Source organism: Xanthobacter albus (assembly GCF_043194895.2).
Taxonomy (GTDB): Bacteria; Pseudomonadota; Alphaproteobacteria; order Rhizobiales; family Xanthobacteraceae; genus Xanthobacter.
On record NZ_CM195532.1, the window covers coordinates 2,679,280 to 2,692,448 of the forward strand.

General features: G+C 70.4%; 10 protein-coding genes. 2 read left to right on the top strand and 8 right to left on the bottom strand.

Annotation, left to right across the window (positions count from 1 at the left end; translation table 11 throughout):
• Positions 1 to 8: 8 nt before the first annotated feature.
• From V5F75_RS11900 to V5F75_RS11910, 3 genes are all read right to left on the bottom strand, one after another.
• Positions 9 to 1,313 (bottom strand): glycosyltransferase, encoded by a 1,305-nt coding sequence (locus V5F75_RS11900; protein ID WP_394035070.1) that lies wholly within the window; start codon positions 1,311 to 1,313, stop codon positions 9 to 11.
• A 1-nt stretch (position 1,314) separates the two neighbouring features.
• On the bottom strand, positions 1,315 to 1,980 hold the full coding sequence (locus V5F75_RS11905) for a TetR/AcrR family transcriptional regulator (RefSeq protein WP_394035057.1): 666 nt from the start codon (positions 1,978 to 1,980) through the stop codon (positions 1,315 to 1,317).
• Positions 1,981 to 2,053: 73 nt separating this feature from the next.
• Positions 2,054 to 3,289, bottom strand: coding sequence for a multidrug effflux MFS transporter (locus tag V5F75_RS11910; protein ID WP_394035058.1), 1,236 nt, complete (start codon positions 3,287 to 3,289; stop codon positions 2,054 to 2,056).
• Between the two features lie 308 nt (positions 3,290 to 3,597).
• Between V5F75_RS11910 and V5F75_RS11915 the strand changes: the two genes are divergently transcribed.
• Entirely contained in the window at positions 3,598 to 5,034 is a 1,437-nt protein-coding gene (locus tag V5F75_RS11915) for a class II 3-deoxy-7-phosphoheptulonate synthase (protein ID WP_393987429.1), read from the top strand.
• A 550-nt stretch (positions 5,035 to 5,584) separates the two neighbouring features.
• Here V5F75_RS11915 and V5F75_RS11920 read toward each other — a convergent pair.
• The 3 genes from V5F75_RS11920 to V5F75_RS11930 form a co-directional block, all read right to left on the bottom strand.
• Complete coding sequence (locus V5F75_RS11920; protein ID WP_394035059.1) at positions 5,585 to 6,514, bottom strand: histone deacetylase family protein; 930 nt, start codon at positions 6,512 to 6,514, stop codon at positions 5,585 to 5,587.
• Between the two features lie 96 nt (positions 6,515 to 6,610).
• The gene (locus V5F75_RS11925; protein ID WP_394035060.1) at positions 6,611 to 7,066 is read right to left on the bottom strand and encodes a GNAT family acetyltransferase; all 456 of its coding nucleotides are present in this window, start codon (positions 7,064 to 7,066) and stop codon (positions 6,611 to 6,613) included.
• Positions 7,063 to 8,094 (bottom strand): L-threonylcarbamoyladenylate synthase, encoded by a 1,032-nt coding sequence (locus V5F75_RS11930; RefSeq protein WP_394035061.1) that lies wholly within the window; start codon positions 8,092 to 8,094, stop codon positions 7,063 to 7,065. Before V5F75_RS11930 ends, V5F75_RS11925 begins: the two co-directional genes overlap by 4 nt.
• Positions 8,095 to 8,277: 183 nt before the next feature.
• On the opposite strand from V5F75_RS11930, the gene V5F75_RS11935 reads away from it, so the two are divergent.
• A complete protein-coding gene (locus V5F75_RS11935; RefSeq protein ID WP_394035062.1) occupies positions 8,278 to 10,074 on the top strand; it encodes an acyl-CoA dehydrogenase family protein in 1,797 nt (598 codons plus the stop codon).
• A 275-nt stretch (positions 10,075 to 10,349) separates the two neighbouring features.
• Here the strand turns inward: V5F75_RS11935 and V5F75_RS11940 are convergent, their stop codons facing one another.
• Positions 10,350 to 12,146 (bottom strand): diguanylate cyclase, encoded by a 1,797-nt coding sequence (locus V5F75_RS11940; protein ID WP_509212067.1) that lies wholly within the window; start codon positions 12,144 to 12,146, stop codon positions 10,350 to 10,352.
• Between the two features lie 381 nt (positions 12,147 to 12,527).
• On the bottom strand, positions 12,528 to 13,169 hold the full coding sequence (gene pdxH / locus V5F75_RS11945; protein ID WP_394035064.1) for a pyridoxamine 5'-phosphate oxidase: 642 nt from the start codon (positions 13,167 to 13,169) through the stop codon (positions 12,528 to 12,530).

Sequence of the window (13,169 nt, forward strand, 5' to 3'; positions counted from 1 at the left end):
GGCGGGGGTCAGGCCGCGCAGAGGGCGCCGGAGCACGGCGGCGTCTGCGCCATCCCCTCCAGCAGGCTGACGAGGGGCGAGTCGTCCGCCTCCGCGCGCACCTGGTGGCCGAGGGTCACGGCGGCGTCGGTGAAGGCCGGCTCGTCGAGCAGGCGGCGCAGGGCGGCGTGGATCTCATCCACGCTTGCGGCCGCATCCAGCGTGAGGCCGGCGCCCCGCGCGGCGACGCGGGCGGCGTTGTCGGCTTGGTCGCGGCCGTGGGGCATCACCAGCAGCGGGCAGCCGGCGGCGAGCGCCTTTATCACCGTGCCGTGGCCGCCGTGGGTGACCACCGCCGCCGCATCGCGCATCACCGCCCCGTGGGGGGCGCTGTCCATCACCGCGACATTGTCCGGCACCGCGCCGAGGTCCGCGCGCAGCAGGGAGCCGCCGAGGGTCACCAGCCCGCGCGCCGGCAGGCGGGCAAGGGCGTCGATCACCTTCTGCACCGCGCCCGCATGGTTCTGGAAGGTGGTGCTGAAGGCCACCGCCACCAGCGGCCTGGGATCATCATCCGCGAAGGGGGATGCGAACGGCGCCGCCCAGCCCGGCTCGGCCAGGATGGGCCCCACGTAGCGCAGCCCTTCCGGTACCGGGTCGGGCGCGAAATCGAACGCCCGGCTGGTGGCGAGCAGCAGGGCGCGGCCGGCGCGGTGCTGGTCGGCGAGGCTGGCGAGGGGCGCAAGGCCGAGGCCCTCGCGCGCGGCGTTGAGGGCCGGCAGGCCGCCCGCGTCGAGCGCCGCGCGGATGCCGGCGCGGATGGCTTCGTGCTCGGCCGCCTCCTGCGCGGTCGCGGCCGGCATCAGGCCCGGCCCCATGGGCGGCACCCCGGCGGGCGGGAACAGATTGATGTTGACCCCGAGCAGCACCATGTTCTGCCCCGCCGCCTCGCAGCCCAGGTGCGTGCCGAACAGCATCTCGTTCGCCACCACGAGGTCAGCCGGCTCGCGCGCCAGCTCGGCCATGATGTCGTCCGCGAAGGCGCGGGCCGGGCCGGTGAGCAAGGCGCGGCAGGCGGCCATGATGCCCTCGAACGGCGTCGGCGCGGCCCAGTCGTGGAAGAGGTCGAACTCCCGCGTGCGGCCGATCTTGGAGGGGGCGGTCGTCCACGGCACGAAGCGGGCGCCGGTGGCGAGCGCGTCCACGCGGTTGCAGGCGTCGCTCATGAGGCGCACGCGATGGCCCCGCGCCACGAGGCGGCGGGCGACCTCCAGGAAGGGCGGCACCGAGCCGCCCCCCTCGAAGGTGGTGAGAAGGAACGATTTTCCAGGCATGTCAGTCACGGCGGGGCACCTCCGGGCAGACGGCGGCGGAAGGCGTCCCGGCGTGCGCGCCGAGAATGCCCTCCGCCAGGGATTGCATGAGAATGCGTGTCTCGGCGGCGCTGCGGCCCATGTCGCGGCGCAGCAGCTTCCAGGTGTAGAGGTCGGTGGCGACCACGAGGGTGTCGAGCCGGTCGCGGCGCGCCTCTTCCGGCAGCGGCTCCAGCCAGGGACTGAAGACGGCGGCGATCCAGGCGCGGTGGGAGGCGCGGCCGGCATCGGTCATGGCCCTGAACGGGGCGTGCCGCTCCTCCTGGGCGAGGACGCGCATCACCAGGTCGCCGGCGGCCTCGTAATCCTCCACCAGCACGGCGAGCGCGCCGGCGATGTCGCCGGGCGCGATGCGTCGCCGCTCGTGGATCTCGCTGGCGACGCGCTGCTTGACCGCATCGAGCAGCCCGTCCTTGCCGCCGAAGCGGCGCACCACGGTCGGCACCGTGACATCGGCGTCGCGGGCGATCTGCTCAAGGGTGATCTCCTCGAACCAGTCGTCGCGGATGCGGCGGGCGAAGGCGTCGAGGATGCGCTCGGCGGTCTGCTCGGCGGCGCGGGCGCGGGCGCCCTGGTTGTAGGCGCGCCGGGGCGGATCTGCGGAGGAGGGGGCGTTCACGGATTTCATGATAGTATGACTATCGCGAAATCCGTGCCCGCGTCAATAAATCATTTAAGTGAGGCTTACATGAAAGTGGCGCTCACGGCTGGTGCCCGAACAGCCGCCATTTCTCGGCCCAAAGGGCCGCCACCACCGAGAGCGTGGACAGTACCAGATAGGTGAGGCTCAGCGGCAGCACCGTGCCGTCGAAGGCGCGGCCGGCGGCCAGCGCCAGCAGCGCCGCCATGAGCGTGGTGTAGCAGCCGATGAAGGAGGAGGCGGTGCCCGCCACCGCGCCCAGCGGCTCCATGGCCATGGAGTTGAAGTTGGGCACCGTGAGCGCGAACAGGAACTGGCCCGCCGCGATCAGTGTGCAGAACAGCCAGAAGGGCGGCCTTCCGCCGAACGCCAGCGCGGCGGCCACCAGCCCCACGGAAACCGCGAGGAAGCCCAGGAGGCCGCCATGGGAGAGCCGCCGCATGCCCATGTGCCGCACCAGGCTGGCGTTGAGGAAGGAGGCCACCGCCATGGTGCCCGCGACACCGGCGAACAGCACCGGGAACATGGCGCCGAGCTTGTACACGTCGGTCTGGAACACCTGGGAGGCGGAGCCGACATAGCTCATGAGGCACCCCATCATGAGGCCCATGGCGGTGGCGTAGCCCACCGAGCGGCGGGTGGTGACCGAGAGCTTCATGCCCGCGAGGATGGCGCGCGGCGAGAAGGGGATGCGGTATTCGGGGTGCAGCGTCTCGGGCATGCGGAGGCCGAACCAGAGCGCGAGCACGAGAGCGAGCGCCACCATGGCCACGAAGATCATCCGCCATGAGCCGAAGATCAGGATGGCGCTGCCCGCCGCCGGTGCCAGGATGGGCACGGCCAGGAACACCATCATGGTGAGCGACATGATGCGCGCCATCTCGCGTCCCTCGAAGCGGTCGCGCACGATGGCGACGGCCAGAACCCGCGCCGCGCCCGCTCCCGCGCCCTGGATCACGCGCGCCACGATGAGGGTGGTGAAGGAATCGGTGAACAGCGCCAGCAATCCGGCCGCGATGTAGATGGCGATGCCCACCATCAGCACAGGCCGGCGGCCCACCACATCCGACCAGGGGCCATAGACGATCTGCGCCGCGCCGATGCCGATGAGGTAGGCATAGACCGCAAGTTGTACGTCGTTCGGGTTGGCGAGGCCGAAATGGTCACGCATGAAGCCGAAGGCGGGCAGAAGATTGTCGATCGAGAAGGCGGTGATGCCCATCATAAGGGCGATCAGCAGGACGAATTCGGTGAAGCCGGGGGTGGTCTTCACGACTGAACCGGGGGCAAGGGACATGACGCACTCGGGGGTGAGGTGTCCCGCAACAGACACGCGCAGGGGCTTGCGGCAACGGAAAAGCGTTGGCGCGCGGCGGTGCACTCATAGGGGAAGGCGCCGGCGAAGAGAAGGGCATCGGGCGCGGGGCTGAGGGGATCTTGCAACTGCGATGCAGCATCGCCACATGGGCTTCCACGGATGGCGTCGCCTTTCGGAAGCCGCGGTGTTCATGTATAAACCCGCTTCCGGCTAGGCGAACACAAGAGGAACGCCAGTCCGGGTCCGGCCGGGAACAGTCCCGCACCGGCAACCTCATGGAGAGTCAAATGGTGACCCGCCCGCACTCCGCACCCGTTTCTGGCGCCGAGAAGTCTCGCCGCGCCGAAGGCTGGCGTCCGGAGAGCTGGCGATTTTATCCCGGCGTCCAGATGCCCGATTATCCGGACAAGGCGCTGCTCTCCGAGGTAGAGGCCAAGCTTGCCTCCTATCCGCCGCTGGTGTTCGCCGGCGAGGCCCGCAAGCTGAAGGCGGAGCTGGCCCGCGTCGCCAAGGGCGAGGCGTTCCTGCTCCAGGGCGGCGACTGCGCCGAGAGCTTCGAGGAGCATTCCGCAGACAATATCCGTGATTTCTTCCGGGTGTTCCTGCAGATGTCCGTGGTGCTCACCTTCGCCGGCTCGGTACCGGTGGTGAAGGTGGGCCGCATCGCCGGCCAGTTCGCCAAGCCCCGCTCCTCGGATAACGAGACTGTGGACGGGGTGACGCTGCCCAGCTACCGCGGCGACATCGTCAACGACCTCGCCTTCACGGCCGAGGCGCGCGTGCCCGATCCGCGCCGCCAGCTCGAAGCCTACCGGCAGGCGGCGGCGACGCTGAACCTGCTGCGCGCTTTCGCCAACGGCGGCTATGCCAACCTCGCCAACGCCCATGCTTGGATGCTGGGGTTCGTGAAGGATTCGCCCCAGTCCTCCCGTTACCAGGAACTGGCGAACCGAATCACGGAGGCGCTGGACTTCATGCGCGCCTGCGGGATCGATCCCAAGAGCCATCCCGAATTGAGCTCGACGGATTTCTTCACGAGCCACGAGGCGCTCCTGCTTGGCTATGAACAGGCCCTGACCCGCGTGGATTCCACCTCCGGCGACTGGTACGCCACCTCCGGCCACATGCTGTGGATCGGCGACCGCACCCGCCAGCCGGACCACGCGCACGTGGAGTATTTCCGCGGCATCCACAACCCGATCGGCATCAAGTGCGGCCCCTCGCTGACGCCGGACGGCCTCATCCGCCTGCTGGACATTCTCCAGCCGGACAACGAGGCCGGCCGCATCACCCTCATCTGCCGCTTCGGTGCGGACAAGGTGGGCGATCACCTGCCGGCGCTGGTGCGGGCGGTGGAGAAGGAGGGCCGCACCGTGGTGTGGTCTTGCGATCCCATGCACGGCAACACCATCAAGGCGGCCTCGGGCTACAAGACCCGTCCGTTCGAGCGGGTGCAGGCGGAGATCCGCGCCTTCTTCGACGTGCATGCGGCCGAGGGCACCCATCCCGGCGGCGTGCACCTGGAGATGACCGGCAAGGACGTGACCGAGTGCACCGGTGGCGCCCGCGCCATTTCCGACGAGGACCTGCGCGACCGCTACCACACCTACTGCGATCCGCGCCTCAACGCGGAGCAGGCCATCGAGACCGCCTTCCTGGTGGCCGAGCTGCTGAAGCGCGACCGCGTTGCCCGCGGCCGGGTGACGGTGGAAGCGGCGGAGTGATCCGTCGCCGATGAAATGCGAGAGGGCGTCCGGTTGCTTTTGGCTTCTGGACGCCTGCCTTGCCGGACGCTTGGCTTTCTCCCATGCGGGAACTGCCGATTCTTCAAGGCGCTGCCGGTGACGGCGGCGCCTTTTTCATGCGGGATGGTGTCCGGGCAAGGACGTTTCCGGACGCCTGCTGCCCCGCGTGGCCGGCTTCCGGCGGCGGTCGGGATCGGCCCTCTTCTGTACCAATGCGGGTGAGGGCGCCCTGGATGCGCGCGGATCACCGTTGTCTGTGGAATGGGATGGCGCCGCCTCGCGCCCCGTAAGGGCCGGTGGGCCGTTTTGCACGGGGCGGCCTCGGGTTCCACTTGCGACTGGCGGGAGCGGGAGCCCCGCTTCCGTTGCTCACCAGGGCGCAGGTGCCTTCCCTGACAATTCCGGGCGGCGGAGCGGGCTCGCCGCGCCGAAGAGGCGCGGCGTTACCCAACAGGTTCAGTAAATGCCGCCCGATCAGCCTCACTTCACAATCGCGGACGCGAGGCCGCCTGCCAGTTCCGGGCGGCTTCTACCCGCGCATGAGCGCGGAGACGTGGGCGGAGGCGGAGGACGCGAGGGCTTCGAGGTCGTAGCCGCCTTCCAGCAGCGACACCACGCGCCCGCCGCACACCCGGTCCGCCACGTCCATGAGGCGGCGGGTGACCCAGGCGAAATCGGTGTCCACCAGCCGCAGCGAGGCCATGGGATCGCGCACATGGGCGTCGAAGCCGGCTGAGATGAGGATCAGGTCCGGGTGGAACGCCTCCAGCCGCGGCAGCACGCGGCTGTCCATGGCGTCCTTGAACTGGGTGCCGTCGTCACCGGCGCGCAGGGGCGCGTTCACGATGGTGTTGGCGGTGCCGGTCTCGCTCACCTCGCCGGTGCCGGGGAAGAGCGGCATCTCGTGGGTGGAGCAATACATCACGCTGTCGTCGTCCCAGAAGATCTGCTGGGTGCCGTTGCCGTGGTGCACGTCGAAATCGACGACGGCGACCCGCTCCAGGCCGTATTTCGCCTGGGCGTGGCGGGCGGCGACGGCCACCTGATTCAGGAGGCAGAAGCCCATGGGCTTGCGCACCTCGCAATGATGGCCGGGCGGGCGCATGGCCACGAAGGCGTTGGCCACCTTGCCTTCCATGACCTCGTCCACGGCGAAGCAGGCGCCGCCGACCGCGCGCAGCGCGGCCTCCCAGCTTCCGGGGGACATGACGGTGTCCGAATCGATGCGCACCAGCCCCTCGCTCGGGGAGGCGCCGCCCATGGCGTCGAAGAAGTCCGCCGGGTGCACGCGGATGATGTCCTCGCGCTCCCCGCGGGGGGCGCTGTCGCGGACCAGGAGAGAGAACTTCTCCTGCTCGAAGATGCGGTCCAGCACCCGGATCCGGTCGGCGCGCTCGGGGTGGCCGAGCGGGGTCAGGTGATTAAGGCCGGCCGGATGGGTGACAAGCAGCGTGGACATGAAACGGCGGACCTCCCTATGAGTTTTATTTTATAGAACTCATAACATAGGTCGCAGCCGCGGGCACAGCTTTGAGACGGCTCAAAGCCGCGTGTTCTATTTTTCGTCGAGCCGCTTGGAGAAGACGATGCGCGGTTCCTCGATGAAGCCTTCGGCATGATAGAAGGCGCGCACGTCCGCATTGTCGGGGCGCACCAGCAGCATCAGCTTGGGCACCGCGCGGGCGCGCAGCCAGTCCTCGGCCGCGGTCAGCAGCAGGCTGCCCAGGCCCTGGCGCTGGCGCGCGGGCTCCACGCCCAGATAGTAGACCCACCCGCGATGGCCGTCATGGCCCACCATCACCGAGCCCAGCAGCGTGCCGCCGGCCTTGCCGGTGAGGATGGTGGAGTGCGGCCCGCGCCGCGCGAGGGCGATGTCGGCATGGGGATCGTTCCAAGGCCGGGTGAGGCCCGCCCGCTCCCAGAGCGCGACGAGGGCGGGAATGTCCCCGTCCTCCGCGTGGGCGATGACGATGTCCGGGGTGTCGGAGGCGGTGAGGGACTGAGCGGTCATGGCTGCTGCTCGTCTTGGGGGGAAGGACGGGGTGCGGCGGCGCGGCCGAGCCGGTCGGCGATCGCCTCGCCGAGGCCGGTGCGCGGCAGCGGCACCACGGCGATGGCCGGTGCGCCCGAAGCATCGAGGCTGCGCAGGGCGCCGTAGAGCCGGGCGGCGGCCTCGGTGAGGTCGCCGGCGGGGCTGAGGTCGAGGATGGCGCAGGCGTCGGCGCTGCCCGTCGGGCGGGCGCCGGCGAAGGTGAGCAGGGCCTCGCCGGGAGCGACGCTCCCGGCGTCGAGCCGCACACGGGCGCGCGGCGCGTAATGGGAGGCGAGGCGGCCTGGGGATGCGGGACGCGCGGCGTCGTCCGCGCCGGCATCGGCGAGGGGCCGGCCGAGGAGCGCCTCGACCGCCTCCCGTGTCACCCCGCCGGGCCGCAGCAGGCGCGGCGTCTCGCCGGTGACGTCGAGGATGGTGCTTTCCACCCCCACCTGCGTCGCGCCGCCGTCCACAACGAGGTCGATCAGGCCGGAAAGGTCGCCCAGCACATGCGCCGGCGCGGTGGGTGAGACGTGGCCGGAGCGGTTGGCGCTGGGCGCCACCACCGCGCCGCCGAAGGCCGCGATCAGCGCCTGCGCCACCGGGTGGGCGGGCACGCGCAGGGCCACCGTGTCGAGCCCCGCGCGGGCGAGGTCGCACACCTTCTCGCCCCCCGCATAGGGCACCACCAGCGTCAGCGGGCCGGGCCAGAAGGCATCCGCCAGCCGCCGGGCGGTGGCGTTGAAGGCGCCGTGGGCGAAGGCCGACTCGGCGCTGGCGAGGTGGGAGATGAGGGGGTTGAAGGCGGGCCTGCCCTTGGCCGCATAGAGGGCGGCCACCGCGCTGGGATTGGCCGCATCGGCGCCCAGGCCATAGACCGTCTCCGTGGGAAAGGCCACGAGCCCGCCTGCCCGCAGCCGCTCGGCGGCCTCGGCGATGCCGGCCGCGTCCGCCGCGACGGTGCGGGTCTCGATCACAGGAGCCTTGAAACCCTGGGTGTGAGCCATGCGTGCCTTACATGCGGGGCGGCGAGTGCGACCAATGGCCGGTAGACGCGACTTGACGAACAGGGGCCATCGCCGCGAATTGGGGCCGGCCGGCGCCTGTGCTTAGAGCGCGGGTGAAGGGTCCGGTCAAGCCGCTGGGCACCCGAGGGGACAGGGGTGCCCGCGCATCGCAAGGAGAGAGTGATGGCCTATCGCGCGCCGGTCGAGGACGTATCGTTTTTCCTGAAGACCTGCACCTCACTGCCGAAGCTCATGGAGCAGGGGCTCGTCGACCTCACCTTCGATGTGGTGGACCCGGTGCTCGATGAAGCCGGCAAGTTCGCCGCCTCCGTCATCGAGCCGCTCGACCGTGGCGCCGACAAGGAAGGCTGCACCCTCAAGGACGGCGCGGTGACCACCCCCACCGGCTGGAAGGAGGCCTTCCACGCCTGGAACGAGGCGGGCTGGAATTCCGTGGCGGCTGAGGAAGATTTCGGCGGCCAGCACCTGCCCACCACCATCACTTCCGCTTTGACCGAGTTCTGGAACACCGCCTCGCCCTCCTTCGGCATCGGCGGCGTGCTCACCCAGGGCGCCATCGAGGCGCTCACCGCCCACGGCTCGCCCGAGCTGCAGAAGATCTTCCTGGAAAAGATGGTCTCCGGCACCTGGACCGGCACCATGAACCTCACCGAGTCGCAGGCGGGCTCCGATCTCGCGGCCCTGCGCGCCAAGGCGGTGAAGCAGGCGGACGGCACCTATCGCATCTTCGGCACCAAGATCTTCATCACCTACGGCGAGAACGACATCGCCGAGAACATCGTGCACCTGGTGCTCGCCCGCCTGCCCGATGCGCCGGCCGGCACGCGCGGCATCTCCCTGTTCGTGGCGCCCAAGTATCTCGTGAACCCGGATGGCTCCCTGGGCGCGCGCAACGATGTCTACTGCACCGGCATCGAGCACAAGCTCGGCCTGCACGGCTCGCCCACCTGCACCATGACCTTCGGTGACAAGGGCGAGGGCGCCGTGGGCTATCTCGTGGGCGAGGAGAATCGCGGCCTCGCCTGCATGTTCACCATGATGAACAACGCCCGCCTCGCCGTCGGCATCCAGGGCGTCTCGGTGGCCGAGCGCGCCACCCAGCGCGCCTTCGCCTATGCCAAGGAGCGCCGCCAGGGCAAGGCCGTGGGCTACACGGGAGAGGGCATGGCGCCCATCGTCTTCCATCCGGACGTGAAGCGCATGCTGCTCACCATGCGCGCCGAGACCGACGCCGCCCGCGCCATCTGCCTGATGACCGCCGACGCGCTCGACCGCTCGCGCCGCCTGCCGGACCCGGTGGCCCGCGCCAGCGCCCTCGCCGAGGCCAGCCTGCTGACCCCGGTGGCCAAGGCCTTCTCCACCGACATCGGCATCGAGGTGGCCTCCATCGGCGTGCAGGTGCACGGCGGCATGGGCTTCATCGAGGAGACCGGCGCCGCCCAGCACTATCGCGACGCCCGCATCTTCGCGATCTACGAGGGCACCAACGGCATCCAGGCCATCGACCTCGTCACCCGCAAGCTGCCGCTGGAAGGCGGGGATGTGGCGACCACCTTCATTGCCGATTTCCGCGATATCGCCGATGAGGTGCACGCCCTGGAGCTGCCCGAGTTCGGCCGCGCGGGCGAGAGGCTGGCGGAGGCGGTGGACGCCCTCGGCCGCGCCACCCGCATCCAGCTCGACCGGCTGGGTGAGGAGAGCCAGAAGGCCCTCGCCGGCGCCTCGCCCTACCTGCGCCTGTTCGCGCGCGCGGCCGGCGGCGCCTACCTCGCCAAGGCGGCCCTCGCCGCCCACAGGGAGCGCGCGGCGGGCAACACCGATCCGCGCCTCGAGGCCCGCATCGCCATCGCCCGCTTCTTCGCCGAGAATCTGTGCCCTCAGGCCAAGGGCCTCGAAGAGGCGGTGGAAGGCGGCCACGCCAGCGTGCTCGACGCCGAGAGCGTGCTCGCGCTCGACTGATGCGAAAGGCCCGTGAGCCGTTCTCACGGGCCGTTTTCAGGGGCTGCGTTCCATGGGCCTTTGGCGAGGCTCGCGCGGCGTTTGAACGAAGGCCGCCGGGACCCGGCCGAAGACCGGAGCCCATGGTCTGAGGAAGAGATCCCGCGGGAGGGCCGATCGCCTCCCGCGGGCTTTACATGGTGCGATGTCTGACCGGCACCAGCGGACGTCGTGTGCAGGCACGCGGCATCGTCCGGCGGCGCATTGGCGGGGAAGCCTTGCCCGGGCGAGCCGGCTCAGGATGGGAGCGTGGCGCCCGGGCCGCTCTCGCCCCGCATGCCCAGCGCGCGCCAGGTGCCGCGCCCCTCGTTCTTGGCGAGATAGAGGGCGGCGTCGGCCTGGGCCACCAGGGCGATGGGGTCCACGTCGGAGCCGCTCGCCACCGCCATGCCCATGGAGAACGACGCCGGCAGCACCAGGCCTTCCGTCTCCACCGGCTTGGAGAGGTGATCGTGAAGGCGGTCGGCCATGGGCGCGAACTCCTCCGGGCTCTTGCCCATGGCGATCACCGCGAACTCGTCGCCGCCGAAGCGGGCGGCCACGTCGCCCGAGCGCAGGGCCGATTGCAGCCGCCGCGCGGTGGTGGTCAGCACCAGGTCGCCGGCCACATGGCCGTGCATGTCGTTCACGCGCTTGAAGTGATCCACGTCGATCAGCAGCACGGCGAACGGCGCCAGATCGCGCAGGAGGCGGCGGCGGGCCTGCTCCATGGCCCGGTCGAAGGTGGCCCGGTTGGCGAGGCCGGTCAGCGGATCGTGGCTCGCCGCGTGCTCCAGCGCCTCTTCCAGGTGCTTCTTCTGCGAGATGTCGGTGATGGTGCCCACCGCGCGCAGCGGCCGGCCTGAGGGATCGCGCTCCACCACCTTGCCGCGCGAGAGCAGCCAGACATAGGAGCCGCTGCGGTGCCGGCCCCTCAGCTCCGCCTGATAGAGCCGGTGCCGCCCCGCGACATGCTCGCTGAACTCGCGGCCGGCCTGGGGCAGATCGTCGGGGTGGATCAGCTCCTGGAAGCGCTTCAGCGTGTCGGTGTCGACTGTCGGGTCGTAGCCGAGCATGCGATAGGCGCGGGTGCTGAAGAAAATGGTATCGGAGGGCAGGTGCCAGTCCCAGATGCCGTCGTTGGCGCCTTCGAGCGCATAGGCGAGGCGCCGTTGGTCTTCCTCAAGGGTGCGCTGCTGGCGCTCGCGCTGCGCCATGATGGCGGCGATGATGAGCGCCGGGCATGCCGCCAGCACCAGCCGGCCCTGCGCCTTCAGCAGCTCCGACGCGAGGCTTCCGCCCGGCGCGTGCCAGGTGTTGGCCAGGGTGAGGCTCAGCACCACCCCGGCGAACGCACCCGCGGCGACGGCGGTGGGAAATGGCCCGAGCCGGAAGGCGAACCACAGCAGCACGCACGCGCCGAGATCCAGCAGCAGGGGCTCCCCGGTCGAGGCGGCCAGCACCACCGCGCCGATGAGGCAGGTCGCCGCCGCCAGGGTCTCCATCCGGTTGCCGGCCGCACGGCGCGCCGGCGGCGGCCGTCCGCGGAGCGCCGCCATCGGCTGGCCCTGCGGCCATAGCAGGAACAGGGGCAGCAGAAGCACCACCGCCGCCATGTCGGGCAGCCACCAGCGCATCACCATGGTCCAGTAGCGCCCGCCCGCGTCGCCGAGGCTGGCGCCCGCCCCGATGAGCGCGCCCGGAATGCCGGCCGCGAACGCCACCGCCACCAGCCCGGCCACATGGCGCACGTCGAAGGGGCCTCCGGGGCGCAGGTCGGCCCCCCGGCAGCCGACGACGATGAGGCTGAAGGTGACGCCGCTCGCCAGCGCGCTGGCGCCGGCGTAGGCGCTCGCATCCCCCAACAGCAGGTGGGCGCCGAGGGTCGCGCCCGCCACCCCCGCAACGCACCAGCCGAGCGCGACGTCCACCGCCAGCAGGTAGATGCCCGCCGCCAGCGCGTTCGCGGGCCAGATGGCGGAATCGAGCTGCAGGCTCCGCAGCGCGGAGATGAGGATGAGCAGCAGGCAGGCGTAGAAGGTGGTGAACAGCACGACCTGCGCGACCGCCGACCGGAAGGAGGAGAGCGCGCCGGCTTCTGGGGGAGCAGGGATGGAACCGCGGGGCGCCCCCGGCAGCGTCTCGGAAGCTCGGCCTCCCGCCGCGGCGGTCATGCCGCCGGGAGAAAGGGGAGGGGGCTCGTGCGGGCGCATCAGGGGCTCGTTCTCGGGCCGGCTGTCTCCCCCAATTCAACAAACGTCCGGCGTGTATTCTGCCGGCCATTGCTGTCGTGTCGAAATCAGGGGTTGTGGACAGGCAGGGCAACTCGGGTGCGGTATTAAGTTACATCTGGTTACTTTGCTTCCACTGACGCCAATTCTTGGCACGGCCCTGTGGGAAAGCAAAGCTTCTTTCCCACAGGAAACGGCCACGCATCAGGGGAAGAGGCGCGTCTTGCTCCAGGGCGCGCCGGCTTCCGGCCGCCGGAACACCACCCGGTCATGGAGGCGGAAGGGGCGATCGTGCCAGAACTCGATCTGCACGGGCGAGATGCGGAAGCCGGTCCAGTGCGCCGGGCGCGGCACCGTGCCGATGGCATACTTCGCCGTGGCGGTGGCCACTGCGGCCTCCAGCGTGAAGCGGCCCTCCAGAGGCTGGGACTGGCGGCTCGCCCATGCCCCGATCTGCGACAGGCGCGGGCGGGTGGAGAAATAGGCGTCGGCCTCGGCGTCGCTCACGCGCTCCACCGGGCCGCGCACCCGCACCTGCCGGTGCAGCGACTTCCAGTGGAACACGATGGCGGCCTTGGGGGTCGCGGCCAGCTCCTGCCCCTTGGCACTGCCGGTGTTGGTGAAGAAGACGAAGCCGTCCTGGTCCACGCCCTTGAGCAGCACCATGCGCACGTCCGGCAGGCCGTCCGGGTCCACGGTGGCGAGGGCCATGGCATTGGGGTCGTTCGGCTCGCTCTTCTCTGCGTCGGCCATCCAGGCGCCGAACAGGCGAAAGGGCTCGTCCGCTTCGGTGAAATCACCAGTTGTTAAGTGGTCCTGGGGTTCCATGGTGGTGTTCGTCGTCAT

Excerpts from the sequence above, each read along its gene's own strand:
- V5F75_RS11900 (WP_394035070.1), bottom strand. The coding sequence starts at position 1,313 with ATGCCTGGAAAATCGTTCCTTCTCACCACCTTCGAGGGGGGCGGCTCG.
- V5F75_RS11905 (WP_394035057.1), bottom strand. The coding sequence starts at position 1,980 with ATGAAATCCGTGAACGCCCCCTCCTCCGCAGATCCGCCCCGGCGCGCC.
- V5F75_RS11910 (WP_394035058.1), bottom strand. The coding sequence starts at position 3,289 with ATGTCCCTTGCCCCCGGTTCAGTCGTGAAGACCACCCCCGGCTTCACC.
- V5F75_RS11915 (WP_393987429.1), top strand. The coding sequence starts at position 3,598 with ATGGTGACCCGCCCGCACTCCGCACCCGTTTCTGGCGCCGAGAAGTCT.
- V5F75_RS11920 (WP_394035059.1), bottom strand. The coding sequence starts at position 6,514 with ATGTCCACGCTGCTTGTCACCCATCCGGCCGGCCTTAATCACCTGACC.
- V5F75_RS11925 (WP_394035060.1), bottom strand. The coding sequence starts at position 7,066 with ATGACCGCTCAGTCCCTCACCGCCTCCGACACCCCGGACATCGTCATC.
- V5F75_RS11930 (WP_394035061.1), bottom strand. The coding sequence starts at position 8,094 with ATGGCTCACACCCAGGGTTTCAAGGCTCCTGTGATCGAGACCCGCACC.
- V5F75_RS11935 (WP_394035062.1), top strand. The coding sequence starts at position 8,278 with ATGGCCTATCGCGCGCCGGTCGAGGACGTATCGTTTTTCCTGAAGACC.
- pdxH (WP_394035064.1), bottom strand. The coding sequence starts at position 13,169 with ATGACGACGAACACCACCATGGAACCCCAGGACCACTTAACAACTGGT.